Origin of the sequence: Hominimerdicola alba, assembly GCF_900109655.1 — a bacterium.
GTDB classification, from domain to species: Bacteria; Bacillota; Clostridia; order Oscillospirales; family Ruminococcaceae; genus Hominimerdicola; species Hominimerdicola alba_B.
In genome coordinates this window covers 115,849-137,099 of record NZ_FOAT01000004.1, presented here as the reverse complement: position 1 = coordinate 137,099, position 21,251 = coordinate 115,849, and the positions used below count along the sequence as shown (strand labels likewise).

Sequence of the window (21,251 nt, the reverse complement as noted above, 5' to 3'; positions counted from 1 at the left end):
AAATGGATCTTTCAATGAGATGGCTCGCAGATTATGTTGACTGCGATATGCCTATAAAGGATTTTGTTTCGGGTATTACCCTTTCAGGCTCAAAGGTGGAGTGTTACGGCGTTGAGGGCGATTATCTGGAGAATGTTGTGGTAGGTCAGGTAAAGGAGATAGTTCCTCACCCCAATTCTGACCATATGTTCATCTGCCAGCTGGATGTCGGCGAGGGTGCACTGGTACAGATAGTTACAGGTGCACAGAACGTTAAAAAGGACGATTTCGTTCCTGTTGCAAAGCACAAGTCCACCGTACTTCACGAGGGCAAGACAGTAAAGATCACAAAGGGTAAGCTGAGAGGCGAGGCTTCAAACGGTATGCTCTGCTCTCTGGGCGAACTGGGTATTTCCGTTCATGATTTCCCTTACGCTATCGAGGATGGCATTTTCATCCTGGGTGATGACTGCGACAAGACCATCGGCAAGGATATCCGTGAAGCTATAGGTTTCAACGATACTACTGTTGAATTTGAGATAACTTCCAACCGTCCCGATTGTATGTCCGTTATCGGTCTTGCAAGAGAGACTGCCGCTACTTTCGGCAAGGAACTGAAAGTCAAGAAGCCTGAATTCAAGGGCATTGACGGCGATATTAATGAAATGCTGAAAGTTAAGATACACAACACCGATCTCTGTAAGAGATACATCGGCGCTATTGTAAAGAACGTAAAGATAGGTCCTTCTCCCAGATGGATGAGAGAAAGACTCCGTGCCAGCGGTGTTCGTCCCATCAACAATTTCGTTGATATCACAAACTACGTAATGCTGGAATACGGCAGACCCATGCACGCGTTCGACCTGAGATACGTTGAGGGTGCAGAGATAAATGTCCGCAATGCTAAACAGGGCGAAAAGATAACAACTCTTGACGGTATCGAGAGAGAGCTTTCCGAGGAAATGCTGGTCATCGCAGACGCTAAGAAGCCTGTTGCGGTAGCAGGTGTTATGGGCGGCGAGTACAGCGGCATCATGGACGATACAACCACCGTTGTATTTGAATCTGCCTGCTTTGACGGCGCAAGCGTTGCTACAACTGCTAAGAAGCTCCGAATGAGAACAGACGCTTCTTCAAGATACGACAAGGGTCTTGACCCCCACGAGTGCTATGAAGCTCTCATGAGAGCTTGCCAGCTGGTTGAAGAGCTGGGCGCAGGTGAGGTTGTAAAGACGATCATCGACGAGAATTACCAGAACGAAACTCCCCTTAATGTTGAGTTCAGCGCTGACTGGATAAACAAGTTTCTGGGAACAGATATCCCCGAAGCTGAGATGATAAACATTCTCAATAAGCTGGAATTCACTGTTAAGGACGGCAGAGTATACGCTCCCTGGTTCAGAGTTGACATCGGCTGCAAGGCTGATATCGCTGAGGAAGTTGCGCGTATCTACGGCTACAACAGCATTCCCGATACTATAATCAGAGGTGTTGCAAATGCACAGCGTACTCCTAAGCAGAACTATGAGCGCAAGGTAAAGGCAGCTATGCTCTCCATGGGTCTCAACGAGATCGAGACATTCTCCTTCATCTCACCCAAGTATTTCGATAAGATCGCTCTTCCTGCTGACAGCAAGCTGAGAAATACCGTTACCATCATGAATCCTCTCGGCGAGGACACCAGCGTTATGAGAACAACTATCGTTCCCTCTGTACTGGAAGTTGTTGCAAGAAATTTCAGCTACCGTAACCCCGAGTGCTATGTTTTCGAGATGGGTAATGAATATATCCCCGTTGAGGGCGAAGTACTCCCTAACGAGCCTATGAGACTTGGTTTCGGTTTCTATGATACCACTGACAGTTCCGCTGATTTCTACACCCTCAAGGGTATGGCAGAAGGTCTGCTGAATGCAGTTGGCGTTGAAGAGGTTGAGTACGAGAGACCTGATGAGAACTGCGAGTTCCCCGAAGTTTCCGCATTCCACCCCGGCAGATGCGCTGTTATCAAGGTCGATGGCAAGCAGGTAGGTGTGATCGGTGAGCTCCACCCCAAGGTAATGGAGAACTACGGCATCGAAGCAAGAACCTACATCGGCAAGATCAATATCCCCGAGCTGATGGAGCTTTCCTGCGATACCAAGACTTACAAGCCCCTGCCTAAGTTCCCTGCATCCACAAGAGACCTCTCTGTTGTATGTGACGAGGAAGTTCCCGCAGCTGCACTCGAAAAGGCTATCAAGAAAGCTGTCGGCGGAATACTCGAGAGCGTTACACTCTTTGATGTATACAGAGGCGAGCAGATCGAAGCAGGCAAGAAGTCAGTTTCTTACTCCATTTCCATGAGATCTCTCGAAGGCACACTGACCGATGATCAGGCTGATAAGGCAATGGAAAAGGCTATCAAGGAGCTTTCTGCTATCGGCGCAGAGCTGAGATAAATGTTAATTGTAAAAATTCTGTTGCGAAAATTGTGCAAATTTGATAAAATTCATTATACCCCTTGTTATTTTCCAAAAAATAGAGTATAATAATAAAAAGGAACATATACGCCAGCCTGATTGCAGCGGTGTGATCCTGTATAGCAAGGAGATGAATCATATGAACGACAGAACAATGGAATTTTCGCTTCAGCGTGATAAGGAATCCGAACTTAAAAAGACATTGACGGAAGTATATGATGCGCTGAAAGAAAAGGGCTATAATCCTGTAAATCAGATAGTAGGATATATCCTTTCAGAGGATCCAACCTACATAACCACATATAATAATGCCAGAAGTCTTATTCGTCATATTGACCGAGATGAACTGCTTCAGGCACTTGTGAAGAATTATCTTCAGGACTGATAATAAGCTGTCAAAGAGGACGGAAAATTTTTTCGTCCTCTTTTTATGTATGTATCCTCAGCTTTTGCAGATACTGTGAAAAAGGAGGAATGTGCATGAACAAGCTTATACTTGCAAGGCTCGCGGCGGTTTTCACGGCGGGTGTGCTGACTGCCTGCGGTGTAACAGGGAAGTCTGGCAAAAATGAGGATTTTCCTGAGACCACCACCGCCGAAGCTGAACCTGTGATGATGTCAGCCCAGGCAGTAAAAGATCTCTCAGCTCTTTCGTCAGAAAAACACGGCTACGGACAGGGCGTTCAGGTGGACGAAAAGAACCGTACCACAGGCGCTCTGGATTTTAACCGCACATACGGAAAGTTCAACGCAACGGCGCTGAATGAGGATACGGAAAAGATAACCCTGACTTTCGATCAGGGGTACGAAAATGGCTATACTTCGGGAATACTCGATACGCTGAAAGAGAAAAACGTCAAAGCGGTGTTCTTTCTCGTGCAGGACTATGCCGAGAGAAATCCCGAGCTTGTGCGCCGCATGATAGATGAGGGTCATACCGTGGCAAACCATTCGGTGCATCACTACTCAATGCCAACGCTTACGCCAGAAACCGCCCGCAGTGAGATACTTGACTTTCATGAGTATATGAAGAAAAATTTTGGTGTTGAGATGAACCTTTTCCGTCCGCCCATGGGTGAATTTTCCGAGCAGTCCCTTGCGGTGACTTCTGACTGCGGCTACCGGACGATGCTGTGGAGTTTTGCCTACGCTGACTGGGATACAGACGACCAGGCCGACCCCGCGCAGTCCCTTGAAAAGCTGAAAAACGCCGCCCATCCCGGTGCGATATATCTGCTGCATTCGGTGTCTGCCACCAATGCGCAGATACTCCCCGACCTGATAGATGCTATCCGCGCAGATGGCTTTGAATTTTACTAAATTAACCATAACGGCACTTTTGTCAAAAAGGCAGAAGTGCCGTTTTCATGTCAAGAAAAAACATCGCCAAAGGCGATACCTTTATTATTCATTTTTCGTTATTCACTATTCATTATTCATTGAGCAAAGCGATACCGTTTCTGTCGATTTTCACAATATCATCATATTCACTTTGGGTGAAATGACTAACAATTATCGAGCCGATATATCTAAATTAACGAATCGAAGTCAAAACTATTAATAACTCTTGACTTTTATTTGCTGAATGAGGTATAATAGATAAGGAAAATAATACCTTAATAACGGTATTATCCAAAAGAAAAAATGCTCCGCCAAAAACTGCCGAAAAAGGCTTGTTTTGCGGATAAATAAGGGTATGTCTGAATGTTTGAACATAAGAGATTGGTCGGGCTTGATGACTACTTCAAGGAACTTAGCGCAAGACCCGAAAAAGGAGTTTATTTTTACCGCGTCTGCGGATATAACGAGCAGGTAGCGGAATTTCTGAAAAAATATTACGAAGCCGCACGGACAAGCGGTGTCATCATCGAGGGCAGGATACCGAATCCCGATAATAAGAACCTTGCCTATTTTGAAGAAATGATGGGCATGGATTTCAAGATGGATCTGAATTTCCTGACAATGAAGCTGAAAAAATGGCTCCCCCGAATGAGCGATTACCAGCGCGGTGCCGTGGCAGGTTCTATTTATAATACTTTGAATGAGCTGCGCAGTCAGGGCAAGAATGATAATATGCTCAAAAACTGCTATATAAAATTCATGTGCTGGCTTTACTATAAGTTTGAGCGCGTGACAGCTCAGCTGGGCGAGAGCAAAGTGCCGAAGATACTCTATGAGGGCGATATCAGCAACTACGAACTTCTGCTGATAACCGTGCTTTCAAATGCAGGGTGCGATGTGGTGCTTTTGCAGTATAACGGCGATGACGAATATCTGAAACTCGACCCTATGTCGAAGACATCCTATAAACTGGATATCGCAGGATTGGGTGCTTTCCCCGATGGTTTCAGCCTTAAGGGTATGCGCCAGATGCAGCAGGCTGAGGCTAACAGGCAAAGGCTCTACGGACCCGAGCCGAGATTCACCAACTGCACCAACGCATGGATGAGCGGCGAAGAAGAACATATCGCCGATTTCAAAAAGCCTGCCGCCGAGAGAGGTACAGACCCCAAGATGTTCTATAACATCTTCACACGGATAAACGGCGTTTGGGATAAGCTGACCTACCTCAACGACCTTTACCAGATGCAGCTCGAACTTAAAAAGAGTGGCAGACAGGTTGTGGTGATAGACGAGGGAATACCTCTTCCCACACCGGATGAGATAAACGGCGTTCCCAGAAAATACTATAACCAGCCCGAACAGATGATTTCCGACCTTGCTTTGCAGATACGCTACGGCAACAATATCGAGCTGCAAAGGGTAATGGTGAAGAGCTTCGTTGATACCATGCTGGGCGAATGTGCCGCCGATAACAGCAACCTCAACAGGCTGACAAATAAAGCGGTATATATCATATGTTGGCTGAAACGCTATATGACACAGCTTTTCGCCAACTGGCGTATGCCCGAGCTTGCCTGCTTCATACTGATGGGCGGCTGCAAGAACGAGCATGAAGCTATGTTCCTGAGATTTCTGGCAAGGCTGCCTGTGGACGTATTGATACTCGTCCCCAACCTTAATGCAGATAAATGCTGCCTTACCGATAAACTGCTTTTCGAGCAGAACTGTGCCGAGACTCTCGATGCGAAGAAATTCCCGTCAGAGACCACACAGATACAGATGGGCACTCTTGCTTATCATGCTGAGCGCGAACTTGACACCCTGATGTATCAGGATTCGGGCATCTACCGCAACAGGCAGTATTCAAAGGCGAATGCCCTGACATTGAAAACAATGTACGAGGAGATAGCTCTGCTGTGGAAAGAGGAGCTTAAATACCGCCCGAATTTCAGCACCGTTGAGGATGTTGTGAATATGCCTGTCATATTCGCGAAGGTATCGGGTGTTAAGGACGGAGATTTGGAACAGTACTGGGGCAGCATAAAACAGCTGCTTACTCCCGATACGTTCCTTATAACTCAGGCGCCTTATATAAGCACTGACAGCTATAACGAGATGAAGAGCTACAGCACCGAATTCCTTAAAAGAGGTATGCTGCAAAGGCGTGTAATAAAGAATCACCCCAGCTACCGATATGGATTCCTGCGTGATGAGATACAGGATCATATGCTGGATAAGCTTCAGCTCCTCATCGACAGCCGTATGATAAAGGGTACTTTTGAAAACGGCACCGAATATACGATAGTCGCGACCATTATGAACCTTAATATGGATATGGTCAGAAAAATACAGAGCTTTGATTTCACAAAGTCGAATCCCAAACTCGTGTATATAAATCCCGGCGAGAGAATGATATCGCTGGAGGATTCCATCATAATCGCATTCCTGAACCTGATAGGCTTTGATATAGTTTTCTTCGTGCCTACGGGATATCAGAGCGTTGAAAAATTCTTCAACACAACTGTGATGGAGGAACATCAGATAGGGCAGTACGTCTATGATCTTAACGTGCCCGATTTGAGAAGATTTGTAGTTAAAAAACAGCCAACTTCATGGCGAGAAAGAATATTTAAGAGAGGTAAATAACTATGGGACTTGATTTCACAAAGGCTGCACCACAGCCTGCACCCGCAGCAGCACCGACAACAGACGCAATGCCTACAATGGCAGCAGCTCCTGTACAGCAGGAGACAGAGCTTTCGGTAGTAGAAAAGTATGACATCGTGGCAGACAGAGAAAAGATGACCACCGAGCTCGTTAATTCACCCGAGGTAGATGCTCTTGTAAGCACTATCGAGCTGGATAACCTTGATTCTATCGTATCTTTCGGCGCAGAGGCTGCCGATGAGATAGCAAAGGCTTCAGATCAGGTGCTTAACAGCATGAATATGTCACAGATAGATGAGACCAGCAAACTGATGCAGATTCTGGCGAACATCATGTCGAAGTTCGATGCTGACGAGATAAAGGATGATCCTTCTTTCTTCAAGAAGTTCTTCAACAACGCAAGAAAACAGCTGGATAAGATACTTGCCAAGTATCACACAATGGGCGATGAAGTAGATAAGATCTACGTTCAGTTGAGAAAATACGAGGACGAGATCAAGCAGTCCAACAGAAAGCTGAACACAATGTTCGATGCTAATGTCAACTTCTATCACGATCTTGTAAAGTATATCCTCGCAGGCGAGCAGGGCTGCCGTGAGCTGGAAGCTTACATAGCACAGAAGCAGGATGAGCTTGAAAAGACAGGCGATAACTCCATACAGTTTGAGCTCCAGTCCCTCAATCAGGCACTGATGATGCTGGAACAGAGAGTACAGGATCTGAGAACAGCTGAGAACGTTGCTATGCAGTCCATACCTATGCTGAAGACAATGGAGTTCTCCAACTACAACCTTGTAAGAAAGATCAACTCCGCATTCATCATCACTCTGCCTATATTCAAGCAGGCACTGGCTCAGGCTATACTGCTGAAGAGACAGAAGATACAGGCTGAATCTATGGCAGCACTGGATCAGAAGACCAACGAGATGCTGATAAAGAATGCCCACAATACAGTTGAGCAGTCCAAGATGACCGCAAGACTTGCTTCGGGCAGCTCGATACAGATCGAGACTCTTGAGACCACATGGAAGACCATCATGAATGGTATCGAGGAGACCAGAGGTATCGAGGCTGAGGCAAGAAAGAAGCGTCAGGAAGACAAGGTCAGACTTGAAGCTATCAAAGAGGACTTCAAGGCTCACTACGACGTTCCCGACAAGAGGAAGTAAACCGCTTATCATGTACGCTATCTGTAATTTGCAACTGTCCGTTGCGAAAGTTCCAACTTTCGTAGCTGGACAAGCAGTTAAAAATCTGTTATAATGCAAATACAGAAAGATAAAGGGGCAAAGCCCCATACCAAAAGAAAGGCACAAAGCCAAAATGTATTTATGAGGAGGACAAAATTATGCCTATCAATCTTAGCAAAGGACAGAAAGTTAGCTTGACAAAGGGAAATCCCGGACTGAAAAATATCATGATCGGTCTTGGCTGGGACGTTAATGCGTTCGATTCAGGTGCAGATTTCGACCTGGATGCAGCTTGCTTCATGGCAGATGACAGCGGAAGATGCCCTTCCGAAAAGGAATTCATCTTCTACGGCAACCTGGAGCACTCAAGCGGCGCTGTTAAACATATGGGTGATAACCTGACAGGCGGCGGAGACGGCGATGATGAGCAGATCATGATCGACCTGAGCCTGATGCCTGCAAACATCTCCAAGATCGCATTCACAGTTACTATATACGATGCTGACAACAGAAGACAGAACTTCGGTCAGGTATCCAACTCCTTCATCCGCGTTGTTGATCAGGCAACAGGCGAGGAGATCGTAAGATACGACCTCGGTGAGGACTTCTCCATCGAGACAGCTATCGTTGTAGGCGAGCTTTACAGAAATAACGGTGAGTGGAAGTTCAACGCTATCGGCAGCGGCTTCCAGGGCGGTCTGGCTGCACTTTGCGGTCACTACGGCATCGACGCTGAATAAGGAGCGACCTGATAATGTCTATTAATCTTCAAAAAGGACAAAAAGTCAGCCTTTCCAAGGAAAGTGCCGGACTTTCAAAAGTAATAGTTGGTCTGGGCTGGGACGAGGCTGCACCCGCTCCCGCACCGCAGAAGCAGGGCGGATTCTTCTCCAACCTCTTCGGCGGCAATACCTCAGGCAGTATGCAGAGCATTGGCGGTGATACCATCGACTGCGATGCTTCGGCATTCGTGCTTCAGGGCGGAAAGCTCACCAACAAGAATGATATCATCTATTACGGCAATCTGCGCCATGCAACAGGTTCGGTAGTCCACATGGGCGATAACCTGACAGGTGCGGGCGACGGCGATGATGAGCAGATCGTAGTTGATCTTTCTCAGGTGCCGCCTCAGTATGACAGGATAGTCATTACCGTAAATATCTACCACGCACTGCAGAAGAACCAGCATTTCGGTATGATCAGAAATGCATTCATCAGGCTGGTAGACGGCAGGAACAATAATGAGATATGCAGGTACAATCTTACCGAGAGCTACCCCGGCATAACAGCTATGGTATTCGGTGAGATATACAGACACGGCAATGAATGGAAGTTCAATGCTATCGGTCAGGGTACCAACGACGGCAGTATCGCTGATCTTGCCAAGAGATACGCGGGTATGTGATACCCCATTCAAATCGAGAAAACAGGAGAACTGCGGCAAGTCCGCGGTTTCTCCTTATTTTCTGACAAATATTTCTAACGTTTTCGTTGGAAAAAAGCTGTAAGGGAGTTTACTGAACTATGGATTTAAAAGGTTTGACCTCACAACAGGTCGAAGAATCTCGCGCGAAAAACGGCTCGAATGCCATACCCGAGGCAGAGCCCACCACGTTTCTGAAAGAGTTCCTTGAAACTTTCGGAGATCCCATGATCAAGATACTGCTTGCTATCGCAGCCCTGATGATAATAATGGCTTTTGCGGGACTTGCCGAGCCCTACGAGCCTATCGGAACGATAGTTGCCGTTCTGATAGTTGCATTCGTTTCGGCAAAGACAAATGTAGCAAGTGACCAGAAGTATATCGAACTGAAAGAAAGTGCCGAGAAGGATAAGTGTAAGGCTATCCGTGACGGCGCTACAAACGTTATCGAGGTCGATGAGGTCGTTACAGGCGACCTGATATTGCTCCAGTCGGGCGATAAGATACCCGCGGACGGTGTTCTCGTTCACGGTAACATCAAGGTAGATAACTCCGCACTTAACGGTGAGGCTGAGGAATGTAAGAAGACCGCAGCTGCTCCCGGTTTTGAAATGCCTACCGACATCACAGGTGATACCTTTGTTGATGAGCACTCGCTGTTCAGAGGTGCTGTTTGTATCGATGGTGAAGGCTACCTCGATGTAAGACAGGTTGGTCTGAAGACCATGATGGGTAAGATGGCTGAGGAGATGAACGAGGACGAACCCGATTCACCTCTGAAAGTAAAGCTGGCTAAGCTGGCAAACCAGATATCTGTATTTGGTTACGTTTCGGCTATCGTTATCGCTATCGTATATATTATCTACTTCATTATCAAAGCCGGCGGACCTGCTGATTTCTTTGCACTTGGCGCTCCAGCTGTTATCAAGAAGATCGTTGAAGGCGTATCCATCGCTATCATCATCGTTGTATGTGCAGTACCCGAAGGTCTGCCTCTGATGATATCCCTGGTTCTTATGCAGAATACCAGCAAGATGCTGGATCACAACGTACTTGTTCGTAAGGCTGTGGGTATAGAGACCGCAGGTTCTCTGAACGTTCTGTTCTCAGATAAGACAGGTACCATTACCAAGGGTAAGCTTGAAGTTGTTGAATTCTTCACAGCTGACGGCGAAGTTATCCCTAATGATAAGCTTGCAGGCTGCAAGAAAGTCAAGGAACTGCTGGATATCTCCATCGGCAAGAACACACAGTCACTGTTCGACGGCAACCACAACGTCATCGGCGGTAACTTCACAGATCAGGCACTGATGCACTTCATCGGCGAGGCTGATTTCAACGCACTGAAAGATAACAAGGAATATGAAGTAACCACATATCAGGGCTTCAACTCCGCTAACAAGTTCAGCCAGTCGAGGATCGACAATCTGGGCAAGACCTTCTACAAGGGCGCTCCCGAAAGACTCCTTGCAAAGGCTACAAAGTACCTTGATGCTGACGGCAATATCAAGGATATCGATATGGACAAGCTCAATGCTAAGATCGACGCCCTTGCTAACAAGGCTATGCGTGTGCTGAGCTTCGGTTATTCCGAGAAGCCCCTGGTAGAGAACCAGATCAACGACGATGTTGTTATCATCGGTCTTGTTGGTATACGTGATGACGTTCGTGCTGAGGCTAAGGAAGCTATCAAGGAAGTTAAGGAAGCTGGTATCCAGGTAGTTATGATAACTGGTGACCGTCTTGAAACTGCCAAGGCTATCGCTAAGGACGCAGGACTTATCCAGAGCGACGATGAAGTTGCACTTTCTTCTGCTGAGCTGAATAAGATGTCCGATGAAGAGCTGAAGGCTATCATACCCAAGATCAGAGTTATCGCAAGAGCACTGCCTACCGATAAGTCCAGAATGGTAAGACTTTGCCAGGAAATGAACCTTGTTGTAGGTATGACAGGCGACGGCGTAAACGACAGCCCTGCACTTAAAAAGGCTGATGTCGGCTTCGCAATGGGCAGCGGTACCGAAGCTGCTAAGGAAGCAGGCGAGATCGTTATCCTCGACGATAACTTCAAGTCCATCAAGGACGCTATACTCTACGGCAGAACTATCTACCGCAATATCCTTAAGTTCTGTAAGTTCCAGCTGGTAATCAACGTTGCAGCTGTACTTGTATCCGCATTTGGACCTTTCTTCGGCATCGAAGAACCTCTGAAAGTTACACACCTGCTGTTCGTTAACCTGGTTATGGACGGCCTCGGCGCTATCATGCTGGGTAATGAGCCCGCACTTGAAAAGTATATGCGCGAAAAGCCCAGAAGAAGAGACGAGAGCATCATCAGCAAGCCTATGGCTGTACAGATCGGCGTTATGGGCGCATGGCTGACCATCATGAGCTTCCTGTTCTTCCTGTTACCTGCCGCTGGCAACAGTGTCGGCGACGTGATGAAGGATCTCTCAAAGGGTCTGCTCTGCCAGAATTTCTTTGACGGTGATGTTGATAAGCTAAAAACAGGCTATTTCGTACTGTTCATCGTCAGCGCACTTGCAAACGGCTTCAATGTAAGAGACGAGAAGTTCGGTATTTTCAAGGGTCTTAACCTGAACCCCGGCTTCCTGAGAGTTATGTGCGCTATCATCGCTGTTCAGGCAGTTATTGTAAACTGCGGTCTTATCCCATTGGCACCTTTCCAGTGGCTTGGTAAGATGTTCAGCTGTGTACCTTTCGGTATCACAGGCTGGGTAGTAGTAGTCCTCATGGCTATTACTATGATACCCGTTGACCTTATCAGAAAGGCAGTTTCGGGCTCCGGCAATACAGCTGAATAAGCAATAACCATATCAACTGTACACGGCTCACACGCTTTTGTGCGAGCCGTGTTTACAGTAATGGTATCGGGTGCTTTTTATAATGCTCACGGTCTTACGCGGGCATTTTAAAAGGCATAAAACGAATCAAACATAAAGGAGAAAGCAATATGAAAAACAAGCTCACATCAGAGAATAGAAACAGCTTTGAAAGTGAACTGACCTGTGTCATCAAGGGCAGCTCGGTGATGAACGTATCAGTTGCTGAGGACTGCGAACAACTCAGAGAATACACTCTCCCGCAGCTGATGCATCTTGCAAAGCGCTTCCATAACACCAAGCGCACATATCTTCTGGTAGACCCACTGCAGGGCAAGCATATCCCCGTAAGCCCAAATGACTGCCTGACTATGCTGCGCACCTTGGGCGCAAAGCTGAAGAGGGAATTCCCACGTACAAAGCTGGTAGTAGGCTTTGCTGAAACAGCAACTGCCATCGGTGCAGCTGTTGCAGAGTATATGGGCAGTGACTGCGTATATATCCAGACCACCCGCGAGGAAGTCCCCGAGGTCAGCAAATGGATAGAGTTTCAGGAAGAACACAGCCATGCCACCGAGCAGAAGCTGTCTGCTGACGGCTTTGCTGCCGCCCTCGACAACACGGACACCGTCATTTTCGTGGATGATGAGTTTTCCACTGGCAAGACCCTTGTGAACATGATAGAACAGCTCAGGGACGAATTTCCGCAGCTGTGCGATAAGCAGATAGTGGCTGCTTCCATCATCGACCGCATGAGCGAGGAAAACGTCCGCAGACTTGAAATGCACGGAATGATATGCCGTCAGCTGCTGAAGATAGACAACGTGGATTACACCGAGATGGTCAACAAATTCGAGATACGCGGTGCGTCCGACCTGCCCTGTGCCGATAAAAGCGATGACATGATAAAGGCGGCTTATCTGCTGAAAGAGGATGGCGACACTTCACCCAGAACAGGCGTCGTGATAGGGGAGTACATCGATAACATCCTCGCACGCCATGAAATGATAAATTCAGCCGACAGCACCATGATACCCTCAGGCAGGGATATTGCCGTTATTGGCACCGAGGAGTGTATGTATGCGGGACTTATCATAGCCGAAAAGCTTGAAAACAGCGGCGCATACAACAGCGTAAAATTCCATGCCACCACCCGCAGCCCCATAGGTATCTGCGGAAGCGAGGGCTATCCCATATTCAATGGCTACAAGCTTCAAAGCTTCTACGAAAAGGGCAGGCAGACTTTCCTGTATGACCTTGCAAAGTACGATTCTGTTCTCATCGTGACAGATTCCGCGCCCGAGAATATGGACGCTGTAAACGAACTCGGCTCGTTATTCAGGCATTACGGCTGCAAAGAGATAATCGTAGAAAGGATATAGCTGATGTTCGGTTCATATAAAAATGAAGATGTAACGATACTCCTTAAAGATATCACAGGTCAGGTAAAGCCCCAAAGCACCGAGGAAAGAGAAAAACTGATTCAGGGCGGCAGACATTACTGCGAAATGCTGCCAATCGAGTATGAACCCTCAGAGCAGTACATGAAGTCTTTTTACACGGCGCTTGATATGTACAGCGGAATAACCGCCGAAGCCGTAGGCAGGCTCGGACAGCTGATATACAAAGACAAAGGCGAGAATGCAGTACTGGTGTCCCTCGCCAGGGCAGGTACTTCCATCGGTGTACTGCTGAAACATTATATGGACAGGAAGTACGGCATAAATACTGCTCACTACACCATCTCCATTATCCGCGGCAGAGGTATCGACAAAAATGCCATGGACTATATCTTGGCAAGGCATAAACCTCAGGATATCCAGTTTATTGACGGCTGGACAGGCAAGGGCGCTATCACCCGACAGCTTGAAGAGGCTATGAAAGATTATCCGCAGGTGAGTGCAGGTCTCGGTGTGCTTTCAGACCCCGCCTTTATCTCCGAAAAATGTGGCACTCACGATGATTTCCTCATAGCCAGCAGCTGCCTTAATTCCACAGTTTCGGGGCTTTTGAGCAGAACTTTCCTGAGAAACGATATCATAGGCAAAAAGGACTTTCACGGCGCAGTTTTCTACAAAGAACTCGCCCATAAAGACCTCACCTATAAATTTATAAATACCGTGGAGGAGCATTTCAGCTTTGAGGACTACGACCTCACCGATAATGCCGCCGACACAGCAGAAAACACCATGGAGGAGGTAAAAAGCATCTGCCGCGATTTCGGTATCTCCGATATAAATCTGGTCAAGCCCAGCATCGGCGAAGCCACAAGAGTGCTTCTGCGCAGAATGCCTTGGAAAATGCTGGTACACAGCCTTGATGATAATGAGCATCTGGGGCATCTGTATCAGCTCGCCGAGGAAAAGTGCTGCGAGCTTGTGGAGTACCCGCTGAAACACTACCGTGCCTGCGGGCTTATCAAGGCGATGGCAGATAACTGATATGAGAAAGATACTACTTGCAAGCGATCTGGACAATACTCTGATACATTCATACAAGCACAAGCGTGAGGGAGATATCTGCGTTGAGATGCTAAACGGTGCCGAGCAGGGCTTCATGAGCGGGAAAGTTCACGCTCAGATGTCAGCTCTCCCCGAATATGTTGAGCTTGTCCCCCTGACTACCCGTTCCGTGGCACAGTTTGAAAGGATACAATTGCCCGAAGGCTGTTATACCAGAGCGATAACCACAAATGGCGCGATACTCATTGAAAATGGTATTCAAAACGAGGATTGGCGTAACAGTGAAAAGCGCTTCGCCGATGAACTAATGCCACTGATGGAAAAACTCCGCGATGAGCTTGAGGGCAACGAAAAGCTGAATGTGGTGAGGATAGTCGATGAGATGTACCTCTACATATCCTGTGCCAAGCCCAAATATGTGGGAGAATTTATGGACAGATACAGTTCCATCACCGAGCTTGACGTTATGCTCTCAGGTAGAAAAATATACTTCCTGCCCCCTGAGATAAACAAGGGCAAAGCACTGAAACGTCTTGCACAGGGCGAAAACGGCGCATTCATCATTGCCGCAGGGGACAGCACCATTGACCTGCCCATGCTTGAAGCCGCAGATCTAGCCATTATCCCCGAAGCCCTCGACCCGCTTCTTAAAAATCCCAACAGAAGCGTCTTCAAAGGAGACGGCGATTTCGCTGAATTCGTCATTGAAACACTTCTTGATAAATGCAGTGAATAACCTATTAAAGGCACTTTTGACAAATACTGTCAGAAGTGCTTTCTTGTACGCGAATAAAAAAGCATCGACATCAGCGATGATACGTTATCACCGCTGAAGCCGATACCTTGTTATCCATTATTTGGTTAATGCGCGAGCCAGAACTCACCCTCAAATACCGCAGTTTTAGGAGGCTTTGAGTAGCCGTCCGTAATAGCAGTTCCGCTTATCTTAACGTGCACGAGATTATCTTCAACGCCGATGATAGACCATTTGTAGTTTACTAGCGGCTCATGTTCAAAGACATACAAAGTATCCTCGCGCTCAAAGGCTTCTTTGATACTCGATACTTCAAACTCCATGCCGATCATTTCACTGAGAGTAGTTTTTCCCGTGGGAAACTCATTTATATTCAGCCTAGGAGTGATCTCTTCATTGTCGAAACTCCCTTTTTCAAAGCTGACTTCCATGGAAACGGTTTTGGTTATGATATCCCGCTCCTCGTCAATGTCCTCGTCGTTGTCGAATATATAGAACTTTGTCATTCCGCAGTCTTTGACCTGAAAATCGTGACCGCCGAGAATTAATCTGCCATATGATTTTTTTGTCATATCAATACATCTGTCGAGAGTTCAGACATTCAGCTTATCCGAAGTCACAAGCTGACCTCCGCAGGAGGTGCAGAATTTGCCGTGATCGAATACAGCGCCGCACTGTACGCAGTGCAGCTTGCCGTCATTTACAGGTGCCGCTGGAGCCGCATTCTGTGCCACAAGTGTTGAACCGCAAACCGTGCAGAATTTGCCGCGTTCGAAAGTTTTGCCACAGGTGGGGCAAATAAGACCGCTGTTATCAGCAATAGGTGCGGTCACAGACTGGGTGTCCATCGGAACAAGTTCGCCGCCGCAGGCTGTGCAGAACTTGCCCTTATCCAGAATCTTGCCGCAAACCTTGCATACCAGTTTGCCCGAAGCTTCTGCGCTCGCATCCGATGGTACAGAAACAGGTGCCGTCGGATTATTTGGCAGGGGAGCGGATACAGGCGTAGGTATTACCGAAGCCACAGGCTCGGCAGGTGTGGGTACAGCAGGAGTTGGATCAACTGCCGCGCTTGCAGAAACAAGCTGACCTCCGCAAGCTGTGCAGAATTTGCCTTTGTCGTGAAGCTTGCCGCAAACAGCGCATTTCAGCCATTCAGCTGAGGGAGCTTCTGTATTTGCAGGAGCAGTATCGTTAGCCGCAGAGATGAGCTTTCCGCCACAGGAAGTGCAGAATTTGCCATTATCATGTGGCTTGCCGCATACTTCGCATTTAAGTCCGCCTGCAGGAGTTTCAGCCACAGGAGTGCTTTCGATGACCGCCGCGGGAGCGGTTTCGTTAGAAGCAGAAACAAGCTTACCGCCGCATGAAGTGCAGAACTTGCCCTTATCATGGGGTTTGCCGCAGACTTCGCATTTAAGTCCGCCGACAGGAGTATCAACTACAGGAGCGCTTTCTATTACAGGCGCTGCCTCGGGTTCTTTGGTCAGTGAGGGAGCGGTGCCAGGTGCTTCAACAGCCTCGCCCACAGGTTTCAACTCGCCGCCGCAGGAGGTACAGAACTTTCCGCCATCATGTACTTTTCCGCAGACTACGCAGGCAAGCTTGTCGGATATTGTTTCAGCCGCAGGCGCGTTCGCTGGCACAAGACTTCCGCCGCAAGCGGTGCAGAATTTTCCGGTGCTGTGTATCTTTCCGCATTCACTGCATTTCAGCTGGCTCTCCTCAGCAGGAGCAGTCTCAGCTATGGGAGCAGTTTCGGCAACGGGAGCTGTTTCAACTTCTGGCACAGGCTCAGGTGTAGCGGCAGGCTCGGGCTCGTCAATAGCCTGAGTTTCAACAACAGGCTCTGCAACAGGAGCAGTTTCAACAACCGGAACAGCTTCCACAACAGTTTCAGTTACCGTACTGTTGTCTAGCTTAGTGCCGCAGAATACGCAGAATCCACCCTCTGTGTACTCCTTTCCGCACTGAGGGCAGGTGCCCTTGGGGGCGTTGTTATTCTCGGCAGTTTTCAGCTTAAAGAACTCGGTGAGCTCACCGCCGCAGTACACGCAGAATTTACCGCGCTTGCTTGTTTTTCCGCATTTATTGCATATCAGCATATATCCTCCTGACCCGACAAGCCTGAGGGGCATTGCCGTAAATTTATTCTCTACCGTATAAGATCTCGGTTATTATAATTATAATATTAATTTGCCTAAATGTCAAGTGAAATTTGTCATATCCAACAAAAAAGCGACCGTCCCGACAGATACCTGACAGGGCGGTCTATATTACTATACTTCGCAAAGATCTTTATTTACTTACCTTTAACGGCTTTGATGATCAGCATAGCATCGGACATATTGACAAAGCCGTTGCCGTCGATATCAGCTCTTTTTTCAGCAGCCGAAACCAGATACTTCTTGCCTGAAATATGAGCTAAAACAACTATAACATCGGTTATATTTACCTTGTTGTCGCCGTTGACATCGTATTTCAAATATGTCTTTTTTGCAGTAGTATTTGTTGTTTTGGAAGCTTTGTTAACAGTGATCTTGTATACTCTGGTGGTTCCTGCAGGTGAAACGCATGAAACCTCGATAGTGTTTTTGCCGTCTTTAAGAGCTATCTCGCCTGTGCCGTAAACACCTGAGCTGTTGCTGCTGGCTTTAGCCGAAACGTAGATGCTCTTGGTGTCAGCCGATACCTTAGCGGTATATGACTCAGTATAGCTGTTGAAAGCAGGGCTTATGCTGACACCCGAAATACTCATAGAACTGAGATAATCATTGTTGTCCCATTCTGAATCAGGCTTGGGACAACGTGACGAAGGCATATTGTTGTATACGGGTATCTTGAATTCCATAGCAGAATCCAGAACTTCATCACTATAGGCTTTCAGCAGGCTGACAGCTTCATTGGCTTGTCCGAATACACAGGTCATGTACTGATGTGCGAAATATCCGTTGCCGCCGTCGGTCATATCGAACTTCTGAAGATAAAGTGTATCCTGTTCTTTGGTGATATAACCGTTGCCAAGGAATATCGAACCGCCTACTATAGACCTGTACTGATTAGTCCAGGGCATTAGATAGCTGTCATTGTAGTTGGAAGCATATTTTGCAGCCATTTCGCCGGCTGTCATCGAAGCAGTAGCGTAAGCGCCGACATCGAAGAAATTGAAATAATTCTCATAGCCCGATACTGTACCCAGTGACTGGGGTGCACCGTAAACGCCTTGTTCATTGCGGCATCTCGAAGCAAGATGGTAAGGCGAAACGCCTGATACCTCAGCTGCCTTCATAAATGTATCTGCATAAGAATACCACTCGCCTGTATCGGGGCAAGTGTATCCGCCGTCCATGAAGGTGCCGCGGAGTATAGCCTCAACGCCGTCCTTTGTATGTACAGCAGGGTCGTATGAGAGATTCTCAAACATGAATATGTAATTCTCGGTCAGGAAATTTCTGGGGTCGAGATAATACTTTATTATACCGTCAGAAGCTGCTACCCAGCCTGTATCCAACTGATACCATGTATCGGTGTTTGGATCGTAAGCTCCCTTCGCTCTGGACTTCCATGAATCAGGAGCACCATTGTGAACAAGGTTCCTGCCGACTACGGTCTCCTCGCTTACAGCGGTATTCCAGTCGATACCAACGTGCTGAGCCTTGAATATCCAGTTGGGGTGCTGTTTGTGCAGTTCTCTGAGATATATCCTGTAACTCTCAGGGAAAGCCTGAGAATCCAGATAGCTTTCAAAATCACTGCTGTAATCAGCTGACGCAGAACCGTTTACCGATATAGAAGCTGCGGGAACATAACCTATAAGAAGTTCATATTGTATCTTATACCAAAGTGTACCGTTGCTGTCGTATTTCTCGCCGAGTATGCTAACTGCATCTCCGCCGTCCAGCCAGCCTTTGGCAGCCGAGTTCTTATCTGCGTCTTTTCTGACGTCTATATATGTGTATGAACATACACCGTTTCTATCCTGTGCTGCGGCAGCCTTGATGATATTGCTGCTAGATGCTGCAGCTGTACCAAACATCATAGCCGCTGCCATGAGCACAGCCGCTGTTCTTTTAAGTATCAACGAACTCACCTCCGGGTGAACAAAAGGGACATATTTTTATGATTGTTCTTAACTCGTACTGTTTGTTTTGTTGTATTCATATTATATAGTAAAATACTAGCATTGTCAACCATAAGGTTTATTAACGTGAAGCATATTTAGTTAAATTTAAACGCTATGTTCATTAGTTACAAAATAATTACAAGCTATATAGTTGTGATAAAATAAGCACATACAATATATAGTATAGGAATGTTTGTTCTTATATATTTGTTGGCGATTTTCACGAATTTTTATAACTGTTTTTGTCATTTTGCCTATTGCAGTGTCAGAAATTTATATCGCAGATGATCAATGCTAAAATTGTTACAAACTTTGTAACCGAATTTGCCCTGTTTATCGCGAAAATTGAATGTTAAATATATTTATCAATGCTATGATTGTGACTTTAGTTAAAAGAAATTATAATGATATGAAACTTGTGGCAAAAACAAGATATTTTAAGAAAACGTTTGAAATAAATATATTAGTTGATTTTACACGAATTCAAAATAATTAAAAGATAAAACATGAAAAATTATTAGCTCTGGCATGCTGTAAGGCGCAAACCGGAGCTAATTGGCTATCTCAGTTCTAGCAAACAGTTTTCAAGGTCAAGTTCATATACCAGCTCTGAATTATCTTTCTCTTTATATATTGGTTCACGATAAAGTTCAAGTTCATGGTCGAAACCTTCAAGAAGATACGGATCATTGAACTTCAAAACCGCATGACCCTTTTGATCGATAATTTCTCTCAGCTTTTCGTTTTCCACCGATGTATGTGATTTTCCGTCGTATATGTACTCGATGTCGTCGCTTTCATCTGTAATGTTCACCAGGATATCCGCGCACTTTGCCGCAGGAGAATCAGCGGAAAACTTTTCTTCGGTGGGCGGCAGGAAGTATATGCAGTTATCGTTCAGGTTGGTCATTCCCAGCTTTGAACTGCGTTCAGTACCGAACCATTTGTAGTATTCGGAATTTTCAAAGGAAGTAAGTTCATCGTCCTCTGTTTCGTAATAGTTTCTTAGATCCCAAGTGGCATCGAAATCCCATACCTCATCTCCGATGTATGCGAAATTCCAGACATGACCCGATTCGTCGGCACTTATAGCATCTGCATCGACCTTGCCGCAGTCGATATCAGCCATATTGAACAGCAGCTGTATTGCACTTGCGATACCGTCACATACGGCTCTCTTTTTTACTATCGCTCCGTAAACTGACTGCGGTTCGTTGTTTACCATACCGGTACTGTTTATATGGTATTCGTCATAGGCGACATTTGTACATACCCAGTCATAAAGATAATAAGCTTTATCCGCATCAGTGGTACATTCGGGCGGTATGCTCTCGACTATCTCCTTAGCGGCGGCAATAACTTCATCGGTGTGAGAAGCCGCTTTCAGTACAGAATCCGAAAGCTTCATACGGTAATATCCGTTCTCTGTAAGCTGGTATTCGCAGCCTCCTGCCGTCATGGGGACATCGGGAAAAGAAAGTCCTGCGTACTGCCAGCCTAGGTCAATAAGGGCAGAATCGTACTCAACAGGGAATTCCAGTTCCTCGATCCCGTTCTCGTAGGCGTAGCGTATAGCAAAAGCTACGGTATCCAGAGTGGTGTAATATCCGCTGTCATCGCTGTATAACAGAGGTACATATTCATCATATGGGCTTACATAAGAAAGCCATTCCTCATATGGTTTATCAAGATAATTGAATTTTATCTCCTTGCTGTACACCTGATAATAACTGCCGTCTATCTCCAGCTGATGTGTCTTTGTCTCAAATTTGTAATCGCTGCCCTGTGAGATCTCTGTACTTTCCTCTGTCTGACTTGAGGGATCATCAGCATTACCGCTTTTTGCGGACTTTGAAGAATGATTGCAGCTGACGGGTATAGTCACCGTAAGCAGAAGCGCAGCTGCTGCCGACAAATACTTTTTTATGTTTATGACCATTTCGTTCTCCTTTGTATTATCATCAGAGATAATGCTTCTGTCGGGCACAGCACGAGCCGTACCCGACA

The 21,251-nt window shown here is 46.7% G+C and carries 15 protein-coding genes; 11 read left to right on the top strand and 4 right to left on the bottom strand.

Going from position 1 to position 21,251, the window contains the following annotated elements:
- Positions 1–2: 2 nt before the first annotated feature.
- From pheT to BMY75_RS06430, 11 genes are all read left to right on the top strand, one after another.
- A complete protein-coding gene (pheT, locus tag BMY75_RS06480) occupies positions 3–2,417 on the top strand; it encodes a phenylalanine--tRNA ligase subunit beta (RefSeq protein ID WP_074831406.1) in 2,415 nt (804 codons plus the stop codon).
- A gap of 160 nt (positions 2,418–2,577) precedes the next feature.
- Positions 2,578–2,823, top strand: a complete 246-nt coding sequence (locus tag BMY75_RS06475) for an IreB family regulatory phosphoprotein (RefSeq protein WP_013498984.1) — start codon at positions 2,578–2,580, stop codon at positions 2,821–2,823.
- A 95-nt stretch (positions 2,824–2,918) separates the two neighbouring features.
- The gene (locus tag BMY75_RS06470; RefSeq protein ID WP_074831404.1) at positions 2,919–3,758 is read left to right on the top strand and encodes a polysaccharide deacetylase family protein; all 840 of its coding nucleotides are present in this window, start codon (positions 2,919–2,921) and stop codon (positions 3,756–3,758) included.
- Between the two features lie 384 nt (positions 3,759–4,142).
- Complete coding sequence (locus tag BMY75_RS06465; RefSeq protein WP_074831401.1) at positions 4,143–6,428, top strand: YceG family protein; 2,286 nt, start codon at positions 4,143–4,145, stop codon at positions 6,426–6,428.
- Positions 6,429–6,430: 2 nt separating this feature from the next.
- Positions 6,431–7,618: a toxic anion resistance protein gene (locus tag BMY75_RS06460; protein ID WP_074831398.1), complete on the top strand. Its 1,188-nt coding sequence runs from the start codon at positions 6,431–6,433 to the stop codon at positions 7,616–7,618.
- Between the two features lie 179 nt (positions 7,619–7,797).
- Positions 7,798–8,379, top strand: coding sequence for a TerD family protein (locus BMY75_RS06455; RefSeq protein WP_074831395.1), 582 nt, complete (start codon positions 7,798–7,800; stop codon positions 8,377–8,379).
- Positions 8,380–8,393: 14 nt separating this feature from the next.
- On the top strand, positions 8,394–9,044 hold the full coding sequence (locus BMY75_RS06450; RefSeq protein ID WP_074831392.1) for a TerD family protein: 651 nt from the start codon (positions 8,394–8,396) through the stop codon (positions 9,042–9,044).
- A 119-nt stretch (positions 9,045–9,163) separates the two neighbouring features.
- Complete coding sequence (locus tag BMY75_RS06445; RefSeq protein WP_074831389.1) at positions 9,164–11,887, top strand: calcium-translocating P-type ATPase, PMCA-type; 2,724 nt, start codon at positions 9,164–9,166, stop codon at positions 11,885–11,887.
- A gap of 149 nt (positions 11,888–12,036) precedes the next feature.
- Positions 12,037–13,287, top strand: coding sequence for a phosphoribosyltransferase domain-containing protein (locus tag BMY75_RS06440; protein WP_081350464.1), 1,251 nt, complete (start codon positions 12,037–12,039; stop codon positions 13,285–13,287).
- Between the two features lie 3 nt (positions 13,288–13,290).
- Positions 13,291–14,346 carry a cysteine protease StiP family protein gene (locus tag BMY75_RS06435; protein WP_074831386.1) on the top strand — a complete coding sequence of 352 codons (1,056 nt, stop codon included), beginning with the start codon at positions 13,291–13,293 and terminating at the stop codon, positions 14,344–14,346.
- Between the two features lies 1 nt (position 14,347).
- Positions 14,348–15,103, top strand: coding sequence for an HAD hydrolase family protein (locus BMY75_RS06430; protein ID WP_074831383.1), 756 nt, complete (start codon positions 14,348–14,350; stop codon positions 15,101–15,103).
- A 125-nt stretch (positions 15,104–15,228) separates the two neighbouring features.
- On the opposite strand, the gene BMY75_RS06425 is transcribed toward BMY75_RS06430, so the two are convergent.
- The 4 genes from BMY75_RS06425 to BMY75_RS06410 all read right to left on the bottom strand — a co-directional run bounded on the left by BMY75_RS06425 (position 15,229) and on the right by BMY75_RS06410 (position 21,231).
- Positions 15,229–15,693 carry a hypothetical protein gene (locus tag BMY75_RS06425; RefSeq protein ID WP_074831380.1) on the bottom strand — a complete coding sequence of 155 codons (465 nt, stop codon included), beginning with the start codon at positions 15,691–15,693 and terminating at the stop codon, positions 15,229–15,231.
- A gap of 21 nt (positions 15,694–15,714) precedes the next feature.
- Positions 15,715–17,226 (bottom strand): RodZ family helix-turn-helix domain-containing protein, encoded by a 1,512-nt coding sequence (locus BMY75_RS06420; protein ID WP_074831377.1) that lies wholly within the window; start codon positions 17,224–17,226, stop codon positions 15,715–15,717.
- Between the two features lie 197 nt (positions 17,227–17,423).
- Positions 17,424–19,202, bottom strand: coding sequence for a dockerin type I domain-containing protein (locus BMY75_RS06415; protein ID WP_074831374.1), 1,779 nt, complete (start codon positions 19,200–19,202; stop codon positions 17,424–17,426).
- 601 nt (positions 19,203–19,803) lie between these two features.
- A complete protein-coding gene (locus tag BMY75_RS06410) occupies positions 19,804–21,231 on the bottom strand; it encodes a transglutaminase domain-containing protein (protein WP_139199735.1) in 1,428 nt (475 codons plus the stop codon).
- Positions 21,232–21,251 lie beyond the last annotated feature (20 nt).

Coding starts and splice junctions, on each gene's coding strand:
- BMY75_RS06450 (WP_074831392.1), top strand. CDS start 8,394: ATGTCTATTAATCTTCAAAAAGGACAAAAAGTCAGCCTTTCCAAGGAA.
- BMY75_RS06440 (WP_081350464.1), top strand. CDS start 12,037: ATGAAAAACAAGCTCACATCAGAGAATAGAAACAGCTTTGAAAGTGAA.
- BMY75_RS06465 (WP_074831401.1), top strand. CDS start 4,143: ATGTTTGAACATAAGAGATTGGTCGGGCTTGATGACTACTTCAAGGAA.
- BMY75_RS06420 (WP_074831377.1), bottom strand. CDS start 17,226: ATGCTGATATGCAATAAATGCGGAAAAACAAGCAAGCGCGGTAAATTC.
- BMY75_RS06470 (WP_074831404.1), top strand. CDS start 2,919: ATGAACAAGCTTATACTTGCAAGGCTCGCGGCGGTTTTCACGGCGGGT.
- BMY75_RS06430 (WP_074831383.1), top strand. CDS start 14,348: ATGAGAAAGATACTACTTGCAAGCGATCTGGACAATACTCTGATACAT.
- pheT (WP_074831406.1), top strand. CDS start 3: ATGGATCTTTCAATGAGATGGCTCGCAGATTATGTTGACTGCGATATG.
- BMY75_RS06425 (WP_074831380.1), bottom strand. CDS start 15,693: ATGACAAAAAAATCATATGGCAGATTAATTCTCGGCGGTCACGATTTT.
- BMY75_RS06455 (WP_074831395.1), top strand. CDS start 7,798: ATGCCTATCAATCTTAGCAAAGGACAGAAAGTTAGCTTGACAAAGGGA.
- BMY75_RS06445 (WP_074831389.1), top strand. CDS start 9,164: ATGGATTTAAAAGGTTTGACCTCACAACAGGTCGAAGAATCTCGCGCG.
- BMY75_RS06435 (WP_074831386.1), top strand. CDS start 13,291: ATGTTCGGTTCATATAAAAATGAAGATGTAACGATACTCCTTAAAGAT.
- BMY75_RS06475 (WP_013498984.1), top strand. CDS start 2,578: ATGAACGACAGAACAATGGAATTTTCGCTTCAGCGTGATAAGGAATCC.
- BMY75_RS06460 (WP_074831398.1), top strand. CDS start 6,431: ATGGGACTTGATTTCACAAAGGCTGCACCACAGCCTGCACCCGCAGCA.